Origin of the sequence: Mumia sp. zg.B21, assembly GCF_019550855.1 — a bacterium.
GTDB lineage: Bacteria > Actinomycetota > Actinomycetes > Propionibacteriales > Nocardioidaceae > Mumia.
Genome location: NZ_JAHWCJ010000004.1, coordinates 407,022 through 426,892 on the forward strand (window position 1 = coordinate 407,022; position 19,871 = coordinate 426,892).

Sequence of the window (19,871 nt, forward strand, 5' to 3'; positions counted from 1 at the left end):
GGAGCCCGGCGCTAGCCCTACGTCGAGCCGAGCGCCGTCGCGACGACCTCACCGATGTCGTGGTCGGCGAAGGCGTAGCCGTCCTCCTCGAGTCGGCGCGGGGCCGCGCGCAGCGAGCCGAGAGCGAGCGCCGACAGTCCGCCGAGCGCGATACGCATCGCCGGTGACGGCACGGGCAGCAACGACGGCCGGTGGAGCGCACCGGCGAGTGCCTTCGTGAACTCCGCGTTGGTCGACGGCTCGGGGGCGACGAGGTTGTAGGGCCCGGAGGCGTCCTCGTCCTCGGCGAGGAATGACACCGCGCCCACCCAGTCGCGCAGGCTGATCACCGGAAAGTACTGCTCGCCCGACCCCAGTCGGCCGCCCACGCCGAGGCGGAACGGCAGCGAGATGACCTTGAGCAACCCGCCGGACCCGTCGAGGACGGGCGCCGTACGAAGGAAGCACACCCGTGCGCCGGCGTCGACCGCCGGAGCCGCTGCGGCCTCCCACGCCTCGACCACGTCGGCGAGGAAGCCCGGTCCTCGCGGCGTGCCCTCGACGAGGAGCGTGTCAGCACGGTCCTCCCCGTACGCGTTGATGCCGCTGCCGGAGAGCAGGACGGGAGGGCGAGGCGCTCGAGCGACCGCCGTGGCGATCGTGGTCGTCGTGCTCACTCGCGAGTCGACCAGCTCACGCCGGTACGAGGAGGTCCACGGCCAGTGCGCGATGGGAGCGCCGGAGAGGCTGACGACCACGTCGGCGCCATCGATCACAGACTGGTCGAGATCACCGGAGTCGGGGTCCCAGCTCGCCTCGAACGGACCGCGTGCCGGTCTCCGCACCAGCCGTACCACCTCGTGCCCCTCTTCGCGCAGGTGCGCGCCGAGCGCCGTACCGAGGAAGCCGGACGCGCCGGCAAGACAGAAGCGCATGCCCCCATCCTGTCCGGGGCACGCGCTTCTGTCCTGCTGTGTCGTCGCGCCGAGGGTCAGCCGAGCTCGGCCTCGAAGGCGCCCTCCTCCAGGCGCTTCTTGACCGTGGTCAGGAAGCGTCCGGCGTCGGCACCGTCGACGAGACGGTGGTCGTACGTCATCGGCAGGTAGGCCATCGACCGGATCGCGATCGTGTCGTTGCCGTCGGCGTCGGCGACCACGACGGGGCGCTTGACCACGGCGCCGGTCGCCAGCATCGCCGCCTGAGGCTGAACCAGGATCGGCGTGTCGAACAGTCCGCCGAAGCTGCCGATGTTGGTGATCGTGAACGTCCCGCCGGAGAGCTCGTTCGGCTTGATGTCACCGCTGCGAGCGCGGGTGGCGAGGTCGTTGATCCGCTGGGCGAGGCCGGCGAGGCTCAGGTCGCCGGCGTCGTGGACGACGATCGAGAGCAGGCCACGCTCGGTGTCGACGGCGATGCCGAGGTTGATCGACGCGTGGTAGGTGATCTCCTTCGACTCCTCGTCGTACGACGCGTTGACGTTCGGGTGGGCCTTCAAGGCCTCGACCGTCGCCTTGGCGATGAACGGCAGGTAGGTCAGCTTGACGCCCTCGCGGTCGAGGAAGGCCGCCTTGTGCTTCGCGCGCAGGGCGGCGATGCGAGTGAGGTCGACCTCGTGGACCTGGGTCAGCTGGGCCGCGACCTGGAGCGACTCCTTGGTCTTGATGGCGGTCAGCTGACGGATCCGGTTGGCCTTCTTGACCGTGCCGGCCAGGCCCGACGTGTCGGGTCCGGTCGAGCCCGCGGCGGGAGCGGCAGGCGTCGCGGCGGCAGCCGCGGCCTGACGTGCCTTCTCGGCGGCGTCGAGGACGTCCTGCTTGCGGATACGGCCGCCGACGCCGGTGCCGGACACGTCGTCGAGAGAGACGCCCTCGCGCTCGGCCAGCTTGCGGACGATCGGCGTCACGTACTGGCGCCCGTCCGGCTTGACCGCGCTCGGTGCCGTCCCGGCCGTCTGCGTCTCGGGCGTCTGCGTGTCGGCAGAGGGCTCCTGGCTCCGTGCCGAGGACGGCTCGGAGGGCTGGTCCGACTCGGTCTGCGCCTTCGGAGCCTCGGTCGGCTCCTCCTGAGGCGTCTGCTCCGTCGCCGGCTGCTCGGTCTTCTGCTGCGGCTCCTCGGCAGGCTGCTCCTGCTGCGCAGGCTCCTCCTGCTGCGGCTCCGCGGGTGCGGCCGGCGCCTCGGCGGGCGCCGACGATCCACCGGCGTCACCGGACCCGATGAGGGCGAGCTGACCGCCGACCTCGACGGTCTCGTCCTCGCCGGCGGAGATCTCCAGGAGTGTCCCGGCGACGGGGGAGGGGATCTCGGTGTCGACCTTGTCGGTGGAGACCTCGAGGAGCGGCTCGTCGACGGCGACCTCGTCGCCGACCTGCTTGAGCCACCGGGTGACGGTGCCTTCGGTGACGCTCTCTCCGAGCTCCGGCAGGGTCACCGGCGTCGCGTCGCCCGAGCCGCCCGAGTCACCCGAGCCGCCGGAGTCACCGGACGAGGCAGCGGGCTCGGCCTGCGCCGGAGCCGAGTCGTCACCCTCCTCGGCGGCCGCGGCGGGTGTGGTGTCGTCGGCCGGTGGGGCACTCGCCTCGCCCGGATCCTCCTCGGGAGCCTCGTCCTCGGCGGACTGGGTCTGGGCAGGCTGCTGCTCGTCTGCCGGCGACTCCTCGGCGGCCGGAGCGGCGTCGCCGGTGGACTCGCCGTTCTCACCGATGGTCGCGAGGACGGCGCCGACCTCGACGGTCTCGTCCTCGCCGGCGGAGATCTCCAGGAGCGTCCCGGCGACGGGGGAGGGGATCTCGGTGTCGACCTTGTCGGTGGAGACCTCGAGGAGCGGCTCGTCGACGGCGACCTCGTCGCCGACCTGCTTCAGCCACCGGGTGACGGTGCCTTCGGTGACGCTCTCTCCGAGCTCTGGAAGCGTGACGGGCGTTGCCATGGGTAGAACCCCTGTCTGATCTCAGGCGTGTGCGTGGAGTGGTGATCCGGCGAGAGCCAGCGCGGCCTCGCCGAGAGCTTCGTTCTGGGTGGGGTGGGCGTGGACGAAAGCGGCGACGTCCTCGGGAAATGCGTCCCAGTTCACCCACAAGGATGCCTCGCCGACCTGCTCGCCCATCCGAGCGCCGATCATGTGGACGCCGAGGACCGGGCCGTCCACCTCGCGGACGACCTTGACGAGGCCGGACGAGCGGAGGATCTGGGTCTTGCCGTTGCCGGCGAGGTTGTACTCGTACGTCGTGACCCGGTCGTCTCCGTGGGCGGCACGGGCCTGTGCCTCGGTCAGACCGACCGAGGCGATCTCGGGGTCGCAGTAGGTCACTCGGGGGATCCCGCTGTCGACGACCGGCCGGGGTCCGCGACCCGCGACGTCTTCGGCGACGAAGATCCCGTGGGCGAAACCGCGGTGGGCGAGCTGCAGCCCTCGGACGACGTCACCGACGGCATAGACCCCGTCGACCGACGTCCGGAGCCGCTCGTCGGTGACCACGAAGCCGCGGTCGACGGTGATCCCGTGCTCGGCGAGGCCGAGCCCGTCCGTACGAGGGCCGCGCCCGACGGCCACGAGGACGAGGTCGGCCTCGAGGGTCTCCCCGCCGTCGAGCGTCACGTACGCGGTGGTGTCGTCCTGCTTGACGCCGGTGATCGGCGTCCCGGTCCGGAACGCGATCCCTCGCTTGCGGAACGCGCGCTCGAGGTGGACCGAGAGGGTCTCGTCCTCCAGCGGCACGAGGTGGGGCAGCGCCTCGACGACGGTGACCTCGGAACCGAACGAGCGCCAGACCGATGCCAGCTCGACGCCGATCACGCTCCCTCCCACGACGACGACGCGACGCGGGAGCTCCTCGAGGGCGAGCGCGCCGTCGGAGGTCACGACGCGGCCGGTGATCTCGACCCCCGGCAGCGTCCGAGCGTACGACCCGGTGGCGAGGACCAGGGTCCGTCCGGTGACCACGGTGTCGCCGACGGCGACCGACCGCGGTCCGACCAGGCGTCCCGTGCCTTCGACGACGTCGATGCCGGCGCCGCGGACGAGCCCTTGGAGACCTCGGTAGAGGCGCTCGACGACACCGGCCCGGTAGGCGCCGACCGCGGCGAGGTCCACCCCGTCGTAAGTCGCGCGGACGCCGAACGCGGAGGCGTCCCTGGCGGCGTCGGCGACCTCGGCCGCATGCAGCATGGCCTTGGTCGGGATGCACCCCAGGTGGAGGCAGGTACCGCCGAGCTTGGCCTCCTCCACGAGGGCGACGCTCAGGCCGAGCTGCCGGGCCCGGAGTGCGGTGGCGTACCCGCCGCTTCCGCCGCCGAGCACCACGACATCGTGGTCAGGGGGGGCGGAACGGGTCACGAATTGCCTCCAGACGGTGTGGGCGACGAGATCTTCGCCGCCTGCTGCCGCCCCTCATCCTGTCACTGCGGGCACCACGGTGCACACGTGGGGGCGCTACCCGTGAGTACGGCAGACTGGACCCAGACAGCAGCAGGGACCGCCCCGCTCACGACCCTCAGGAGCACACCCGATGGGGCTCTTCCGACGCAAGAAGCGCAACCGCACCGGCGGTGGCGCCGTGGTCTCCGACCGCGCCTCGGACACCGCCGACCGGGCCCACCTGGAGAAGTTCATCGAGTCACGGGCGGGTGTCGAGGGTTTCGTCGAGCCACCGACCGCGGTCTCGCAGGTCACCCTGCTGCTGGTCGCCAAGGACGGCGAGTGGACGCGTCGGCGGGTTCCCTCGGCGTCGTGGGCCCACGACTTCGGCAACAAGCATCGCGTGCCGACGTACGACGCCGCGGTGGTCGGCTACCCGCAGCGCATGCGTGAATACAACCGGCGCGTCGCGGCCGAGCGCAAGCGCCGCGACCGGGAGGAGTCGGCGGGGGACTGACCTCCCGGTCGCCCGCCGTCAGTCGACGCTGCGGGCCAGGCGCTCCGCGAGCCCGACGAGCGTCCGCACGCTCATCCCGGTGCCGCCCTTGGGCACCTCGTCGTACGCGCCGCCGTCGTTGTAGGCCGGGCCGGCGATGTCCAGGTGCGCCCACCTCGTCTCGCCGACGAACTCCTGGAGGAACGCCGCGGCGAAGAGGGCGCCGCCCGCTGGCTTCGGGTTGTGCTGGCGCAGGTCTGCCACGTCGGAGCTCGTGACCCGCGTGGTGACCTCATCGGTGATCGGCAGCGCCCAGAAGGCCTCGCCCACGGAGTCGGCGACGTCGAGGACCTGGTCGCGCAACGCGTCGTCGTTGCTCATCACCGCGGCGGTCTGCTGCCCGAGCGCGACCATGGCGGCACCGGTGAGAGTCGCCACGTCGACGAGCACGTCCGGCTTGGCCTCCGTCGCAACGACCAGTCCGTCGGCGAGCACGAGCCTGCCTTCGGCGTCGGTGTTGAGCACCTCGACGGTGGTGCCGCCACGGATCGCGATCACGTCTCCGGGACGCATCGCCGTACCGCTCGGCATGTTCTCGGCCATGGAGGCGATGCAGGTGACCTGGACCGGCAGACCCAGGGAGGCGATCGCGAACGTCGCCGCCAGCACCGACGCGGCGCCGGCCATGTCGCACTTCATCGTCATCATGCTGGCGCCCGGCTTGAGGCTGAGGCCTCCGGAGTCGAACGTGATCCCCTTGCCGACCAGCGCCAGGTGCGCGACCGGCTTCTTGGGCCTGTAGGTGACCTGCACCAGCCGCGGGGGGTTGCTCGAGCCCTGGCCGACGCCGAGGATGCCGCCGCAGCTCTCCTTGGCGAGGCGGACCTCGTCCCACACGGCGACCTTCACTCCAGCCGTGCCGTCGGCCTTGGCAGCTTCGGTGACCGCGTCGGCGAACGCCGCCGGGGTCAGGTCGCCCGGGCCCGTGTTGACCCAGTCGCGCGTCCGGTTGACGGCGGTGGCGACCGCCTTCGCCGCCTCGAGGGACGCGAGCGCCTCAGCGTCGCGGGACAGTCGCGTCAGGACCAGGACAGCGCTGGGCCGGTCGGCGGCGGCATCCTTCGCGTCGCTCCCGGTGCGGTAGCGGTCGAAGCGGTAGCCGCCCAGCAGGACGCCCTCGGCGACCGCGCGAACCGCGTCCGGGTCGGCCGTCGGGAGCGCCACGGCGACGGTGGAGGCGTTGTGGACGGCCTTGATCGCGCGGGCGGCAGCCTTGCGCAGGTCGGAGCTGGTCGGCTCCTCGCCGAGACCGACGGCGATGACGATGCCGGCCTTGATCGCGCCGGAGGTCGGGACAAGGGCGACGTCGCCCTTCTTGCCCTTGAATCCGAGCGCAGTCAGGGTCGGTCCGAACGACCTGCCGAAGGCTTTGCCGATCTCGTCGGCGGGAGCCGCCGGCTTGAGATCAGGCCCGACACCGACGACGACGACGTCTGCTCGCGTGGTCGTCGGGGCGGCGGAGCTGAGGGACAGGGTGGGCTCTGGGTTCTTCGGGGCCATGGCGGCCAGCCTACCGACGGGTGGGGATAGGTTCTGATGCATGACGCTTGCGCACTCCCCGTTGCACGACCGCCACCTGCAGCTCGGCGCCAAGATGGCCGAGTTCGGAGGATGGGAGATGCCGTTGGAGTACGCCGGGGGCGGCGTGCTCGCCGAGCACAAGGCGGTCCGCGAGGCGGTGGGGGTCTTCGACGTCAGCCACCTCGGCAAGGCGACGGTCGAGGGCCCGGGGGCGGCGGCGTACCTGGACCGCTGCCTCACCAACGCGTTCGACCGGATCGGTCCCGGTCAGGCGCAGTACACGCTGTGCTGCGACGACGACGGAGGCGTCATCGATGACCTCATCGCCTATCTCCGCGCCGACGACGACGTCCTTCTCGTCCCCAACGCGGCCAACACCGCCGAGGTGGTCCGCCGGCTCGTCGAACGCGCTCCCGACGGCGTGACGATCACCGACCGCCACCACGACCTGGTCGTGCTCGCGGTCCAGGGTCCGCGCAGCGACGAGACCCTCCAGGCGATGGGCCTGCCGGTCGCGCACGACTACATGTCGTACGCGCAGGCCGAGCTCGGCGGCGAGGCGATCACCGTGTGCCGGACCGGCTACACCGGCGAGCGCGGGTACGAGATCGTCCTCCCTGCCACCGCCGCGGTCGCCGCGTGGGACGCGATCATGGCGGCCGGCGAGCCGTACGCGATCCGGGCCTGCGGTCTCGGCGCCCGCGACACGCTTCGGACGGAGATGGGCTACCCGCTCCACGGTCAGGACCTCTCGCGTGAGATCACCCCGGTCATGGCCCGCCTCGGGTGGGCCGTCGGGTGGGACAAGCCGGAGTTCTGGGGCCGCGATGCGCTGCTGGCGCAGAAGGCCGCCAAGGACTCCCCCCTGCTCCGAGGACTGGTCGCCTCCGGTCGCGGGATCCCGCGACCGGGCATGGCCGTCGCCGCCGACGGGTCGGAGGTCGGCAGGGTCACCTCCGGCACGTTCTCACCCACGCTGCGCAAGGGCGTCGCGCTCGCGCTGCTCGACCGCGCGGTGGGACTCGGCGACGAGGTCACCGTCGACGTCCGCGGTCGTACGGAGGCGTTCGTCGTGACGGCGCCGCCGTTCGTGCCGTCGTCGACGCGCTGAGCCGCGGCACTCTAGGCTTCCGCCCATGGCGTGGACGTGGCAGTTCGAGACGAAGGACGGGACTCCGGTGTCGCCCGAGGACGACGGCGGCACGTTCGCGAGCCGCGGAGACGCGGAGTCGTGGGTGGGGGAGTTCTACGGCGACCTGGCCGACCAGGGGGTCGACCAGGTCACGCTGCTGGAAGACGGTCGAGCGGTGTTCGGCCCGATGTCCCTGCACGCCTGAGGCGCGCGCCCCTCAGTAGGACTCGCCGTGCCCGACCTGCGGCTTCGGCAGCCGCAGCCGGCGGATCTGGGTGCTCCGCAGGATCGCGTAGCCCGTGAGACCGCGGGTGCTCGCCTCCGGGAACGCCGCGCGCACCTCGCGCTTGACCCGGCGGACCAGCACGAAGGAGTCGATGATCGTGCCGAAGATCGTGACCAGCCACAAGGCGTAGATCGCCGTGACGGCCCACGGGGCGCGGATGAGGCTCACCAGCAGGATGACCACCAGCACCGGCATCAGGTACTCGCCGACGTTGCGGCGCGAGTCGACGACGTTGCGGACCAGTCGGCGGACCGGACCCTTGTCGCGTCGGGGCAGGTAGCGGTCGTCCCCGCTGCTCATCGCCTCGCGCACCTTGATCCGCTCGGCCGCGCGGCGGGTCTTGTCGGCCCGGGCCAGGTCACGCCGCGAGCTCGGGGACTTGAGAGCCGCCTTGCGTGCCGCCTCCGCCTCCTTGCGTGTCGGGGTCGGTCGGCCCTTGCCGTACGGCTTGGGCTCGACGGTGGTCGGCTCGGCGGGAGCGTCGGTCTGGTTGCTGCGTCGGAACACGGGTGCCTCGGTCTTCGGGGTCGGTGCCGCGGGCCTGCTGGACGGCGGGGCCGGTGCGGCGTCGGCGATGATACGAGCCTACCTGGCGCGGAGCCGCTCCCGCGAAGCCGTCGCTGCCCGTAAGGTTGGGGGGAACAGCGGACTTGTGAAGGGGACAGACTCCACGATGGGCATCATGAAGCGGATGAGCACGATCTTCCGCAGCAAGGCCAACTCAGCGCTCGACCGGGCAGAAGACCCGCGCGAGACGCTGGACTACAGCTACCAGAAGCAGCTCGAGCTGCTTCAGAAGGTCCGTCGTGGAGTGGCCGACGTCGCGACCAGCCGCAAGCGGGTCGAGCTGCAGATGAACCAGCTCCAGCAGCAGTCGACCAAGCTCCAGGACCAGGCCAAGAAGGCGCTCGCCGCCAACCGTGAGGACTTGGCGCGCGAGGCGCTGACCCGCCGGTCCGGCCTGGACCAGCAGATCGCCGACCTCGGCACGCAGCACGCCTCGCTCCAGGCGGAGGAGGAGAAGCTCACGCTCGCGTCGAAGCGCCTCCAGGCCAAGGTCGAGTCCTTCCGGACCCGCAAGGAGACGATCAAGGCGACCTACACCGCCGCCGAGGCGCAGACACGGATCAACGAGGCCTTCTCCGGCATCTCCGAGGAGATGGGCGACGTGGGCATGGCCGTCCAGCGCGCCGAGGACAAGACCGCGCAGATGCAGGCCCGTGCGGGAGCGGTGGACGAGCTCCTCGCGTCGGGTGCGCTCGAGGACGTCACCGCGGGGCCCAACGACGACATCACCCGCGAGCTCGACGCGTTGGCGTCGACCTCCAGCGTCGACTCCGAGCTCGAGGCGATGAAGCGGCAGCTGGGGACCGGGGCGGACAAGCCGGCCCTCGGCAGCGGCGACGCCCCGCAGGCAGGGGCCGAGGAGAAGAAGCAGGAGGGGCAGGCGTGATCGTCCGGATCATGTCCGAGGGCCAGTTCGACGTCGCCGACGACGCCCTCGATCAGCTCAACTCCCTCGACGACGTCGTGGAGAGCGCGGTGGCGGCCCACGACGAGGAAGCGTTCGGCGACGCCCTCAACCGTCTGCTCGACCTGGTCCGCGAGATCGGCAAGGAGGTGCCGGCCGAGGAGCTCGTCCAGTCCGACCTCGTGCTGCCCCCCTCCGACGCCTCGCTCGGCGAGGTCGAGGAGCTGCTCGGCACCGACGGCTTCATCCCCGGCTGACCCCCACGCGTACGACGGTCGTTCCCGCCGATCGAGGCGGGAACGACCGAGCCCCTGTCGGCGTTGAGATCGACAGGGGGCATGAGTCATGCCGAGAGAGGAAACATGTCGAAGACCCGATTTCGCAGCGACGCGGGTCTGACCCGCCGGATGGGCGCGGTCAGCCTGGGGCTGGTGGTGCTCTACCTGGCGTTCGGCGCCGTCCTGATCACGGTCATGCCCAACGCGGCACTGGCCGCGGTCGTGGTCGTCGCGCTGGCCTGGGCTCAGTGGTACTTCTCCGACAAACTCGCGCTGGCGTCGATGGGCGCCCGAGTGGTCACGCCGGAGCAGGCGCCCGAGCTGCACGGCATGATCGATCGCCTCTGCGCACTGGCGGACATGCCCAAGCCGGCCGTCGCCGTCGCCGACACCGACCTCCCCAACGCCTTCGCCACCGGGCGTTCGCCGAGCCACTCCGCGGTCTGCGTCACGACCGGCATCCTGCGTCGGCTCGATGGCGAGGAGCTGGAGGGTGTGCTCAGCCACGAGCTCGCCCACGTCGCGAACCGTGACGTGTCGGTCATGACGGTGGCCTCGTCGCTCGGCCTGCTCGCCGGCTTCCTCATCCGGTGGTTCCCGTTCATGGGTGGCGGTCGCGACCGCAACAACAACGCGGCCCTGATGTTCCTGGTCGTGTGGCTCGCGAGCCTGATCGCCTACTTCATCAGCTTCCTGCTGACCCGGGCGCTGTCGCGCTACCGCGAGCTGAGTGCCGACCGGTCGGGTGCGTACCTCACCGGCAAGCCCTCGGCCCTGGCCTCCGCACTCACCAAGATCACCGGAGACATGGGACGTATCCCCAGCAAGGACCTTCGCCAGGTCGAGAACATGAGCGCGTTCTTCTTCGCCACCCCGGCGTTCTCTCGCGACTCGCTCGCCGGCCTGATGAGCTCCCACCCGCCGGTGGAGAAGCGCCTCGAGCAGCTCGCCCACATCTCCGCCGATCTCGGCCGACCCCTCTGAGCCGGCGATGGGACTCTGGGATGCCCTGATGGGCCGATCGAAGCCGGCGCAGGCCGACCTCGATGCTCTGTTCGCGCTGCCCTCGGCAGCGATCACGCTCGACGCCGCCGCGTCGATCAAGCCGACCGGCATCGGGTCGGTGTGCTACCGGCAGACCGAGGGTGCCGCGTTCACCACGATGCAGGCCGACGTGCAGGAGCTCCTCGACGCCGACGGAGGGCCGAAGGTCGAGCGCACGATGGACCAGTACGGCTTCACGTGGCTCGTCGTCCAGCACGACCCCGAGGACGTCGGCGGGCTGGTGACCGACCTCCACGCCGTCAACAGCACCCTCGTCGACAACGGGTTCGGACCGCAGCTGCTCTGCTCGGTGGTCGACTTCGTCACTGCCGACGACAGGGCGCTCGGGCTCGTCTACCTCTACAAGCGCGGGACCTTCTACCCGTTCGCCCCGGCCGCCGAGCCGCGCCGTGACAACACCCTCGAGCTCCAGGTGCGGGGCATCGTCACCGACGACCTCCCGATCGAGAAGGACCTGGGCCGCTGGCTCGCGATCTGGGGCGCTCCCGGGCTCGGCGGCGGCACTCGATAGATTCCACCCCGGAGCGTCCGCCTGCCACGACGCACCGTCGAACCCCGTCTCGCGAGGATCCCCATGAGCATCGACACCCTGGATCGTGACGCGCTCGGCTCGCTGCTGTCCGAGCAGCGCGCCGCCTACGAGGACCTGCGTGCGCGCGGGCTCACGCTCGACCTGACACGGGGCAAACCGTCCAGCGAGCAGCTCGACCTCTCCAACGGGCTCCTCGACCTGCCCGGCAAGGACGACTTCCGGGCCGCCGACGGCACCGACACCCGCAACTACGGTGGTCTGGAGGGCCTCCCGGAGCTTCGCGAGATCTTCGCCGAGCTCCTCGGGATCCCCGTCCCGCAGCTGCTCGCGCAGGGCAGCTCGAGCCTGACCCTGATGTACCAGACCGTCGCCTGGGCCATGCTGCACGGATTTACCGACTCTCCACGGCCGTGGGGGGCCGAGGAGACCGTCCGCTTCCTGTGCCCGGTGCCCGGGTACGACCGCCACTACGCACTGCTGGAGTCCCTCGGGATCGAGATGGTGCCGGTCGACATGACCGACGACGGCCCTGATGCGGACGCGATCGCGTCGCTGGTGGCCGACGACCCGACCATCAAGGGCATGTGGCTCGTCCCGACCTACGCCAACCCGACCGGTGGGGTGACCTCGCCGGAGGTCGCCGCGCGCCTCACGGCGATGCCGGCCGCGGCCCCCGACTTCCGGATCTTCTGGGACAACGCCTACGCCGTGCACCACCTGAGCGACGACGAGCTGAAGTCGGCCGATGCGCTCGCGCTGGCGGCTGCCGGTGGACACCCCGAGCGGGTCCTCGTCTTCGCCTCCACCTCCAAGATCACCTTCGCCGGGTCGGGAGTCTCGTTCTTCGGCAGCTCGCCGAGGAACGTCGCCTGGTTCAAGAGCCACCTCAAGTTCGCGTCGATCGGGCCCGACAAGGTCAACCAGCTGCGCCACGTGCGGTTCCTCCGCGACGCCGACGGGGTCCGCTCCCTGATGCGCCGGCACCGCGACCTCATCTCGCCCAAGTTCGCGGTCGTCGAGGAGGTGCTCTCGTCTCGGCTCGCTCCGTACGACGTCGCCACCTGGACGCATCCGCGCGGCGGCTACTTCGTGAGTCTCGACGTCGTCGACGGCACCGCCGCCCGGGTGGTCGAGCTCGCCAAGGGCGCCGGGATCGCCCTGACGCCGGCCGGTGCCTCGTTCCCGTACGGGCGCGACCCGCGCGACCGCAACATCCGGATCGCGCCGACGTACCCGTCGCTCGACGACCTGCGCCTGGCCATGGAGGGCCTCGCGACGTGCGTGCTGCTCGCGGCGGCCGAGAAGGCGCTGGCCTGACCGGTGCGTGTGCTGGTCGCCCCCGATGCGTTCGCGGGCACGCTGCGTGCACCGGAAGCCGCGGAGGCCATCGCCGAGGGCTGGCTCCGTACCGCGCCCGACGACGTGATGACGCTCGTGCCGATGTCGGACGGAGGCCCCGGGTTCGTCGACGTCCTCCACGCCTCCCTCGGCGGTGAGCGCCTCCTCGTCTCCGGAGTACGCGGGCCGCTCGGGGCGCTCGTGGAGGCGCCGCTGCTCCTCGCGGACGGCCTCGACGGCCGGTCGACCGCCTACGTGGAGTCGGCGACCGCGTGCGGTCTCGAGGCCGACCCCCGGCGCAGCCCCGAGGACGCGTCGACGTACGGCGTGGGCCAGCTGGTCGCCGCGGCCGTCGACGCCGGTGCCGCCCGCGTCGTGGTCGGACTCGGTGGGAGCGCGACCACCGACGGCGGCGCGGGGATGCTCGCGGCCCTCGGCGCACGGGCCGACGTCCCGCTGGACGCCGGTCCCCGTGGTCTGACCGGGGTCGGCCAGGTGGACGTCACCGCGGCGAGCGAGCGGCTCGGAGACGTGGAGCTCGTCGCCGCCACCGACGTACGCAACCCGCTGCTGGGCCTCCTGGGCGCGGCGCGGACGTTCGGGCCGCAGAAAGGGCTCGACGACGCCGCCGTCATCAGGGTCGACGGGATCCTCGACGCTTTCGTGGTCGCGGTGTGCGGTCCAGGCCCGGCGCAGCGTCGCGTGGCCGATCGGCCGGGCGCCGGTGCGGCGGGCGGACTCGGGTTCGCCCTGCAGCTGCTCGGCGCCACCGTCGAGCCCGGCATCGGCATGGTCGCGCAGGCGGTGGGCCTCGCCGACCGCGCGCGCGAGAGCGACCTGGTGCTGACGGGAGAGGGCGCCTTCGACGTCACGTCGCGCGAGGGCAAGGTCGTCTACGGGGTCGCGGAGATCACCGGCGGCGCGCTGCGGCCGTGCGTCGTCCTCGCCGGCCGGGTCGAGGTGGGAGCGCGCGAACGCCGCGCGATGGGGATCGAGGCGGCGTACGCGATGGTCGACGTCGTGGGGGAGGCCGACTCCCTCGGCCTGCCGGCGGAGTCGCTGCGTCGGCTTGCCGAGCGGGTGGCGCGGACCTGGTCCGACCGCTGAACGGTCAGGTGGCCTTGTCGGACCCGCGACGTAGGGTAGGACGAGCCTTGCGGCACTGCGGCGTGATCCGAGTGTCGAGGTGACGTACGGTGGAATGAGACGGCGGGACCCTGCGTTCGACGTGGACAGCGCGCTCCATCCGGGCGGACCCGCACCAGAGACTTCGGGAGAACACATGACCGTGCAGAGCACCGACACCAGCGAGACCCTGACCGGTGTCAATCTTTCCGACGGCGCCGCCGCCAAGGTGAAGAGCCTCCTCGAGCAGGAGGGGCGCAACGATCTCGCACTCCGGATCGCGGTGCAGCCGGGCGGGTGCTCGGGTCTGCGCTACCAGCTCTTCTTCGACGAGCGCACGCTCGACGGCGACGAGACCCGTGAGTTCGACGGTGTCTCGTTGGTCGTCGACCGGATGAGCGTCCCCTACCTCCACGGCGCGACGATCGACTTCGTCGACACCATCGAGAAGCAGGGCTTCACCATCGACAACCCCAACGCGACGGGCTCCTGCGCGTGCGGAGACTCGTTCCACTGAGTCTCTGAGCCGGCCCTCCGGGGCACTGACGTCACGACGGCCGTCCGAATTATTCGGGCGGCCGTCGTCGTGCGCAGGTGTACGGTCAGTTGGTGCGAAATGGGACATCTCTCATAAATCGGTCAGCGGTCGTCGCTCTTCTGGGTGTGTTGCTCGGGGCGGCCATGCCCGCACACGCCGTCGACGCACCGACGGATTCCTCCGAACGCCCTCCTGGGCCGACGCGCGTCATGGTTGCCGGTGACTCCATCACACAGGGCCGCGCAGGTGACTACACCTACCGATACTGGCTCTGGCGCGGTCTTCGGTCGGTCGGATCCACGATCGACCTCGTCGGCCCACGCCGGACCCTGGCGTACGACAAGACGAGCTACCTCGTGTCCGGCTTCGACCAGGACCACGCCGCGATGGCGGGCGCGACGACGGCTTCCCTCCTCGGTGGGGTCACCGAGGAGGTTGCGACACACCGACCTGATGTCGTCGTCCTGCTCATCGGCTTCAACGACCTGCGGATCCGTACGCCAGCGACCGCCGCGGCGAACATCCGGGCCTACGTCGAGCGGGTGCGTGCCGTCGACCCTGCGGTGGACCTGGTGATCGGCCAAGTCATGACCGGCATGAACCTCTCGACCGGCGCCCGAGACCGCGTACGTGAGACCGAGACGTTCAACGCGCTCGTCGCCGGTCTGGTGGCCGGGCTGAACACCCCGGACTCCCGCGTGACGGTCGCCCAGACAGCGCAGGGCTGGGACCCTCGGGTGCACACCTGGGACGGCATCCACCCGACGCCGACGGGGCAGACGCGGCTCGCCCAGCGCGTGGCCGACGGGCTTGTCGAGATCGGCGCCCTCTCTCGGCGTCCAGCGATCGATGCGGCGGTCTCGTGGCCGGCGAGGTTCGTCGTGAGCGGGCGAGGGACTGACCGGCGGATCGACCTCTCGTGGGACAGCACCACGATCGACGGTTGGTCGAACCGACTGCGGCACCGCCTGGTCGCGCCGCGGCTCGGCGCCTGGGTGACGACCTCGTGGGCGTCCGGCCAGACTCGATCGGTGACAGCACTGAGCGCCGGGGGGACCTACGAGGTCCAGGTGCAACCGCGGCGCGGCGCGATGATCGGCGCGTGGTCGGTGCCTATCCGGGTGCGCGCCACCGGGAGGGTCCCGCACAGGGTCCGCGGAGCGTCGGCCTCCTGGCGACGCGCCTCGCTGCGGGTGCGCTGGCGTGAGGCCGTTGTGTCGGACACCTACTCGCTGGCATACCGCAGCCGCACGGCTGCCGGCTCGTGGTCGACGTGGCGCAAGGCGTCTCGCGCCGGCCACCGCGCGAAGCTGGGCGTCCCGCGCCGTGCGATCAGGGCGCAGGTCCGGATCACCGCCCGCAACGGCTACCTCACTGGGCCGGTCCGGACGCTCCGGACCACGCGCCCACGGTGACCATGCCTCGCCCTGGGCGAGGCTTCGCGACTATCGTGGGCGCGCACGCGTCCCGATTCGAGGAGCTCCGTTGAAGATCGCCGTATCCGGTTCCATCGCGAACGACCACCTGATGACCTTCAGGGGGCGCTTCTCCGACTCGCTCGTCGTCGACCAGCTCGACAAGATCTCGCTGTCCTTCCTCGTCGAGGACCTCGACGTACGCCGGGGAGGGTGCGGGGCCAACATCGCCTTCGGTCTCGCGGCGCTCGGCGAGGAGCCGGTCCTGATCGGGGCCGTGGGAGAGGACTTCGACGACTACCGCTCGTGGCTGGAGCGTCACGGTGTGGACTGCTCCGGTGTCCACGTGTCCGAGACCAAGCACACGGCACGGTTCGTCTGCACCACCGACGCCGCGCAGGCCCAGATCGCCACGTTCTACGCCGGGGCGATGGGCGAGGCCAGAGAGATCGAGCTCAAGCCGATCCATGACCGCGTGGGCGGCTGGGACATCGTCCTCATCGGTCCCGACGACCCCGAGGGCATGGTCCGCCACACCGAGGAGAGCCGTGCCCGTGGCTACCGCTTCGCCGCCGACCCGTCGCAGCAGCTCGCCTTCGCCGACGGCGCCCTGATCCGGTCGCTGATCGACGGTGCCGCCTACCTCTTCAGCAACGAGTACGAGGCCGCGCTCACGGAGAAGAAGACCGGGTGGAGCGCCGGCGAGATCCAGCAGCGGGTCGGGACCCGCGTGGTGACCCGCGGCGCAGACGGGGTCAGCGTCTACGAGGCCGACGGCTCGGTCATCGACGTCCCCGCCATCGCGGGGGTCACGCCCGTCGACCCCACCGGAGTCGGTGACGCCTTCCGGGCCGGCTTCCTCGCCGGGCTCGGCGTCGACCTCCCGCACGAGCAGTGCGCGCAGCTGGGTTGCGCCCTGGCCGCGAGCGTCGTGGAGACCACCGGCACGCAGGAGTACCGCCTTGATCGCGACAGCCTGATGGGCCGTCTGCGGACGCAGTACGGCGACGCGGCGGCCAGCATCGTAGTCGACCGTCTGCCCCGGTTCCGAGGGGACCTCTGAAGGTCAGTCCGACGGCTCTGGAGTAGGGTGCTGATGTTCGTGGTACGGACCTCGGGCGTTGCGTCAGCGGCGACGAGGACGCGCACCACGGTGTGATTCGAATCGAGCCAGAAAGGCGCCTGGTGGGTCAGGAACTCTTCGCGCGCGGCAAGCGGGCACAAGGCGAACGTCGTCGACCGGTCAGGTCGAAGACGCTCGGGCTCGGCTTCGTCGCTGCTGCGATCGTGCTGCTCAGTGGCTGTTCGCCAGACGATCCGAGTGCGTGGGGCCGCTTGGCGCTCCCGATCGGAGCCAGTGATCGTGTCGACGCCATGTTCGTCCTGTGGGTCGGCGCCTGGATCGCCTCCGCGGTCGTGCTCGTGCTCGTCCTGGGGCTGATCCTGTGGGTGATGGTCCGCTACCGTCGCCGGCCGGGCAACGAGGTGCCCTCGCAGCTCCGCTACCACCTCCCGCTGGAGGTCCTCTACACGGTGGCGCCGGTGATCGTCGTGGCGATCTTCTTCGCCGAGACCGTCACCGCCCAGAACAAGATGCTGGAGCGGGTCGAGGAGCCGGACCACACGATCACGGTCGTCGGCAGCAAGTGGCAGTTCACGTTCAACTACCTCGGTGAGGAGGCGACCGCCGGTCAAGACGTCTTCGACTACGGCGACACCTCCAACCCCACCGAGCTGTGGCTGCCCGTGGACGAGTCGGTCCAATTCAACCTCGTCTCGCCGGACGTCATCCACTCGTTCTGGATCCCCGAGTTCTACTTCAAGATGGACGTCATCCCCGGCAAGGAGAACTCCTTCGACGTCACCCCGACGCGTGAGGGTGTCTTCACCGGTCGGTGCGCCGAGTTCTGCGGGCTCTACCACACCCGCATGATCTTCAAGGTTCACGTGGTCTCGCGTGACGAGTACGACGCCCACCTGCAGCAGCTTCAGGCGGCCGGGCAGATCGGTCAGCCCGAGGGCGGTGCCGAAGCCAGCCGGATCGCCGGGCTCGCCGAGGTGCAGAACCTAGAGACAGGAGAGTAGGAGTGACTGCAGTCGCAGAACCCCAGGCCGGGGCGACGCCTGAAGAGGTCACCCCGCCGAAGCCGTTGGGCAAGCGCGTCGTCGCCATGCTGACGACCACCGATCACAAGCAGATCGGCACGATGTACCTCGTCGCGTCGTTCGCGTTCTTCCTGATCGGCGGCATCCTCGCGCTGCTCATCCGTGCCGAGCTTGCTGTCCCCGGCACGCAGGTCGTCGACGAAGAGACCTACAACCAGCTCTTCACGATGCACGGCACGATCATGCTCCTCATGTTCGCGACGCCGTTGTTCGTCGGCTTCGCCAACTGGATCATGCCGCTCCAGATCGGTTCGCCCGACGTCGCGTTCCCGCGGCTCAACATGTTCAGCTTCTGGCTGTTCCTGTTCGGCAGCTCGGTCGCGGTCGGCGGCTTCTTCGTGCCTGGCGGCGCGGCCAGCTTCGGCTGGTTCGCCTACACGCCGCTGTCCGACTCGGTCAACTCACCGGGCATCGGCGGAGACATGTGGACCCTTGGCCTGTACATGTCCGGCCTGGGCACCATCCTCGGCGCGGTCAACTTCGTCACCACCATCTTCACGATGCGCGCCCCCGGCATGACGATGTTCCGGATGCCGATCTTCACCTGGAACGTGCTGGTCACCAGCCTCCTGGTTCTGATCGCGTTCCCGATCCTCGCCGCCGCGCTGCTCGCGCTCTTCGCCGACCGGCAGCTCGGCACCCACGTGTTCGACCCAGCGACAGGGGGGCCGGTTCTCTGGCAACACTTGTTCTGGTTCTTCGGGCATCCGGAGGTCTACATCATCGCGTTGCCGTTCTTCGGCATCGTCAGTGAGATCCTCCCCGTCTTCAGCCGCAAGCCGATCTTCGGCTACATCGGTCTGGTCGCGGCGACGCTGGCGATCGCGGCACTGTCGGTCGCGGTGTGGGCCCACCACATGTTCGTGACCGGGTCGGTCGACCTCGCGTTCTTCTCGTTCATGACGTTCCTGATCGCCGTACCGACAGGCGTGAAGTTCTTCAACTGGATCGGCACGCTATGGGGCGGATCCATCAGCTTCGACACGCCGCTGGTGTTCTCGCTCGGGTTCCTCGCCACCTTCCTCTTCGGTGGCCTGACCGGCATCATCCTGGCGTCGCCGGCGCTGGACTTCCAGCTGTCCGACACCTACTTCGTCGTCGCGCACTTCCACTACGTCGTGTTCGGCACCGTCGTCTTCGCGATGTTCGCCGGGTTCTACTACTGGTGGCCGAAGTGGACCGGGCACATGCTCAACGAGCGACTCGGCAAGATCCACTTCTGGTTGCTGTTCATCGGCTTCCACATGACGTTCCTGGTGCAGCACTGGCTCGGTGTCGAAGGCATGCCGCGTCGATACGCCGACTACTCGCCGTCCGACGGCTTCACGATGCTCAACCAGGTGTCCACGATCGGTGCGGCGGTCCTCGCGATCTCGACGCTGCCGTTCTTCTACAACGTGTGGGTCTCGCGTCACAACCCCAAGGTCGGCGTCGACGACCCGTGGGGCTGGGGCCGCTCGCTCGAGTGGGCGACCTCCTCCCCGCCGCCGCGGCACAACTTCACGTCGCTGCCGCGGATCCGGTCGGAGAGCCCTGCATTCGACCTGCATCACCCTGAGCTGTCGATGCTCGAGCATGCCGAGAACGACTTCGACAGCCCGCTCGCCGACGCCCCGAACCTCTCGGGGCACGAGGAGGCGATGCGCGAACAGGCCGACAACAAGCGTGAGGATGGTGGCAGCCGGTGAAGGCCGAGGCCTGGATCATCGCATCGATCTCCGTCTTCCTGGTGATCGTGTCACCGATCTACTGGATCGCCTCAGGCGACCCGACCGGGACGACAGCCCTGGTCATGGCCGCGCTGCTGGGTCTCCTGCTCACCTTCTTCCTGGGTGTGGTCGCCAAGCAGATCCCCGCGCGCCTCGAGGACCGCGACGACGGTGAGATCGCTGAGGGTGCGGGCGAGTACGGCTTCTACCCTCCGTGGAGCTGGTGGCCGCTGTGGGCGGCCCTGGCGATGCTGGCCATCATCCTCGGCCTGATCTTCGGCTGGTGGCTCGTCGTGATGGCGCTCCCGTTCGGAGTCATCGCCCTGGTCGGCTGGATCTACGAGTACTACCGCGGGCTCTACGCGCACTGATCCACGCGCCGGTCAGACTTCGTACGGCCTCTCAA

Annotated in this window: 20 protein-coding genes; 15 read left to right on the plus strand and 5 right to left on the minus strand. The window is 70.2% G+C overall.

Going from position 1 to position 19,871, the window contains the following annotated elements; translation table 11 throughout:
• Window positions 1–17: 17 nt before the first annotated feature.
• From KV100_RS17220 to lpdA, 3 genes are read right to left on the minus strand one after another with little or no spacing between them, the layout of a single operon-like run.
• Complete coding sequence (locus tag KV100_RS17220; protein WP_220344320.1) at window positions 18–914, minus strand: TIGR01777 family oxidoreductase; 897 nt, start codon at window positions 912–914, stop codon at window positions 18–20.
• A gap of 56 nt (window positions 915–970) precedes the next feature.
• On the minus strand, window positions 971–2,905 hold the full coding sequence (gene sucB / locus KV100_RS17225) for a 2-oxoglutarate dehydrogenase, E2 component, dihydrolipoamide succinyltransferase (protein ID WP_220344321.1): 1,935 nt from the start codon (window positions 2,903–2,905) through the stop codon (window positions 971–973).
• A gap of 21 nt (window positions 2,906–2,926) precedes the next feature.
• The gene (gene lpdA / locus KV100_RS17230) at window positions 2,927–4,312 is read right to left on the minus strand and encodes a dihydrolipoyl dehydrogenase (RefSeq protein WP_220344322.1); all 1,386 of its coding nucleotides are present in this window, start codon (window positions 4,310–4,312) and stop codon (window positions 2,927–2,929) included.
• A 172-nt stretch (window positions 4,313–4,484) separates the two neighbouring features.
• Here lpdA and KV100_RS17235 point away from each other — a divergent pair, with 172 nt between their 5' ends.
• Window positions 4,485–4,850 carry a hypothetical protein gene (locus KV100_RS17235; protein ID WP_220344323.1) on the plus strand — a complete coding sequence of 122 codons (366 nt, stop codon included), beginning with the start codon at window positions 4,485–4,487 and terminating at the stop codon, window positions 4,848–4,850.
• An 18-nt stretch (window positions 4,851–4,868) separates the two neighbouring features.
• Here KV100_RS17235 and KV100_RS17240 read toward each other — a convergent pair whose 3' ends face one another.
• Window positions 4,869–6,389, minus strand: a complete 1,521-nt coding sequence (locus KV100_RS17240; RefSeq protein WP_220344324.1) for a leucyl aminopeptidase — start codon at window positions 6,387–6,389, stop codon at window positions 4,869–4,871.
• Between the two features lie 40 nt (window positions 6,390–6,429).
• Between KV100_RS17240 and gcvT the strand changes: the two genes are divergently transcribed.
• Window positions 6,430–7,521 (plus strand): glycine cleavage system aminomethyltransferase GcvT, encoded by a 1,092-nt coding sequence (gcvT, locus tag KV100_RS17245; RefSeq protein ID WP_220344325.1) that lies wholly within the window; start codon window positions 6,430–6,432, stop codon window positions 7,519–7,521.
• 25 nt (window positions 7,522–7,546) lie between these two features.
• Window positions 7,547–7,747, plus strand: a complete 201-nt coding sequence (locus KV100_RS17250) for a hypothetical protein (RefSeq protein ID WP_220344326.1) — start codon at window positions 7,547–7,549, stop codon at window positions 7,745–7,747.
• Window positions 7,748–7,759: 12 nt separating this feature from the next.
• On the opposite strand, the gene KV100_RS17255 is transcribed toward KV100_RS17250, so the two are convergent.
• Complete coding sequence (locus KV100_RS17255) at window positions 7,760–8,335, minus strand: DUF3043 domain-containing protein (protein WP_220344327.1); 576 nt, start codon at window positions 8,333–8,335, stop codon at window positions 7,760–7,762.
• A 166-nt stretch (window positions 8,336–8,501) separates the two neighbouring features.
• Here KV100_RS17255 and KV100_RS17260 point away from each other — a divergent pair, with 166 nt between their 5' ends.
• The 12 genes from KV100_RS17260 (at window position 8,502) to KV100_RS17315 (ending at window position 19,836) form a co-directional block, all read left to right on the plus strand.
• The gene (locus KV100_RS17260) at window positions 8,502–9,281 is read left to right on the plus strand and encodes a PspA/IM30 family protein (protein ID WP_220344328.1); all 780 of its coding nucleotides are present in this window, start codon (window positions 8,502–8,504) and stop codon (window positions 9,279–9,281) included.
• Entirely contained in the window at window positions 9,278–9,556 is a 279-nt protein-coding gene (locus KV100_RS17265) for a hypothetical protein (protein ID WP_220344329.1), read from the plus strand. The genes KV100_RS17260 and KV100_RS17265 overlap by 4 nt, the downstream gene beginning before the upstream one ends.
• Before the next feature lie 105 nt (window positions 9,557–9,661).
• A complete protein-coding gene (gene htpX, locus KV100_RS17270) occupies window positions 9,662–10,561 on the plus strand; it encodes a zinc metalloprotease HtpX (protein WP_220344330.1) in 900 nt (299 codons plus the stop codon).
• A gap of 7 nt (window positions 10,562–10,568) precedes the next feature.
• Window positions 10,569–11,153: a hypothetical protein gene (locus KV100_RS17275; RefSeq protein WP_220344331.1), complete on the plus strand. Its 585-nt coding sequence runs from the start codon at window positions 10,569–10,571 to the stop codon at window positions 11,151–11,153.
• Between the two features lie 63 nt (window positions 11,154–11,216).
• The gene (locus KV100_RS17280) at window positions 11,217–12,491 is read left to right on the plus strand and encodes an aminotransferase class I/II-fold pyridoxal phosphate-dependent enzyme (protein ID WP_220344332.1); all 1,275 of its coding nucleotides are present in this window, start codon (window positions 11,217–11,219) and stop codon (window positions 12,489–12,491) included.
• 3 nt (window positions 12,492–12,494) lie between these two features.
• Window positions 12,495–13,619, plus strand: a complete 1,125-nt coding sequence (locus tag KV100_RS17285) for a glycerate kinase (protein WP_220344333.1) — start codon at window positions 12,495–12,497, stop codon at window positions 13,617–13,619.
• A 175-nt stretch (window positions 13,620–13,794) separates the two neighbouring features.
• Window positions 13,795–14,154 (plus strand): iron-sulfur cluster insertion protein ErpA, encoded by a 360-nt coding sequence (gene erpA / locus KV100_RS17290; protein ID WP_220344334.1) that lies wholly within the window; start codon window positions 13,795–13,797, stop codon window positions 14,152–14,154.
• Between the two features lie 230 nt (window positions 14,155–14,384).
• A complete protein-coding gene (locus KV100_RS17295) occupies window positions 14,385–15,590 on the plus strand; it encodes a GDSL-type esterase/lipase family protein (RefSeq protein WP_220344335.1) in 1,206 nt (401 codons plus the stop codon).
• A 70-nt stretch (window positions 15,591–15,660) separates the two neighbouring features.
• Window positions 15,661–16,653, plus strand: a complete 993-nt coding sequence (locus tag KV100_RS17300; protein ID WP_220344336.1) for a carbohydrate kinase family protein — start codon at window positions 15,661–15,663, stop codon at window positions 16,651–16,653.
• A 122-nt stretch (window positions 16,654–16,775) separates the two neighbouring features.
• Window positions 16,776–17,675, plus strand: coding sequence for a cytochrome c oxidase subunit II (gene coxB / locus KV100_RS17305; protein WP_301022359.1), 900 nt, complete (start codon window positions 16,776–16,778; stop codon window positions 17,673–17,675).
• A gap of 86 nt (window positions 17,676–17,761) precedes the next feature.
• A complete protein-coding gene (gene ctaD / locus KV100_RS17310) occupies window positions 17,762–19,444 on the plus strand; it encodes a cytochrome c oxidase subunit I (RefSeq protein WP_220344731.1) in 1,683 nt (560 codons plus the stop codon).
• Window positions 19,441–19,836, plus strand: coding sequence for a cytochrome c oxidase subunit 4 (locus KV100_RS17315; protein ID WP_220344337.1), 396 nt, complete (start codon window positions 19,441–19,443; stop codon window positions 19,834–19,836). The genes ctaD and KV100_RS17315 overlap by 4 nt, the downstream gene beginning before the upstream one ends.
• Window positions 19,837–19,871: the final 35 nt, after the last annotated feature.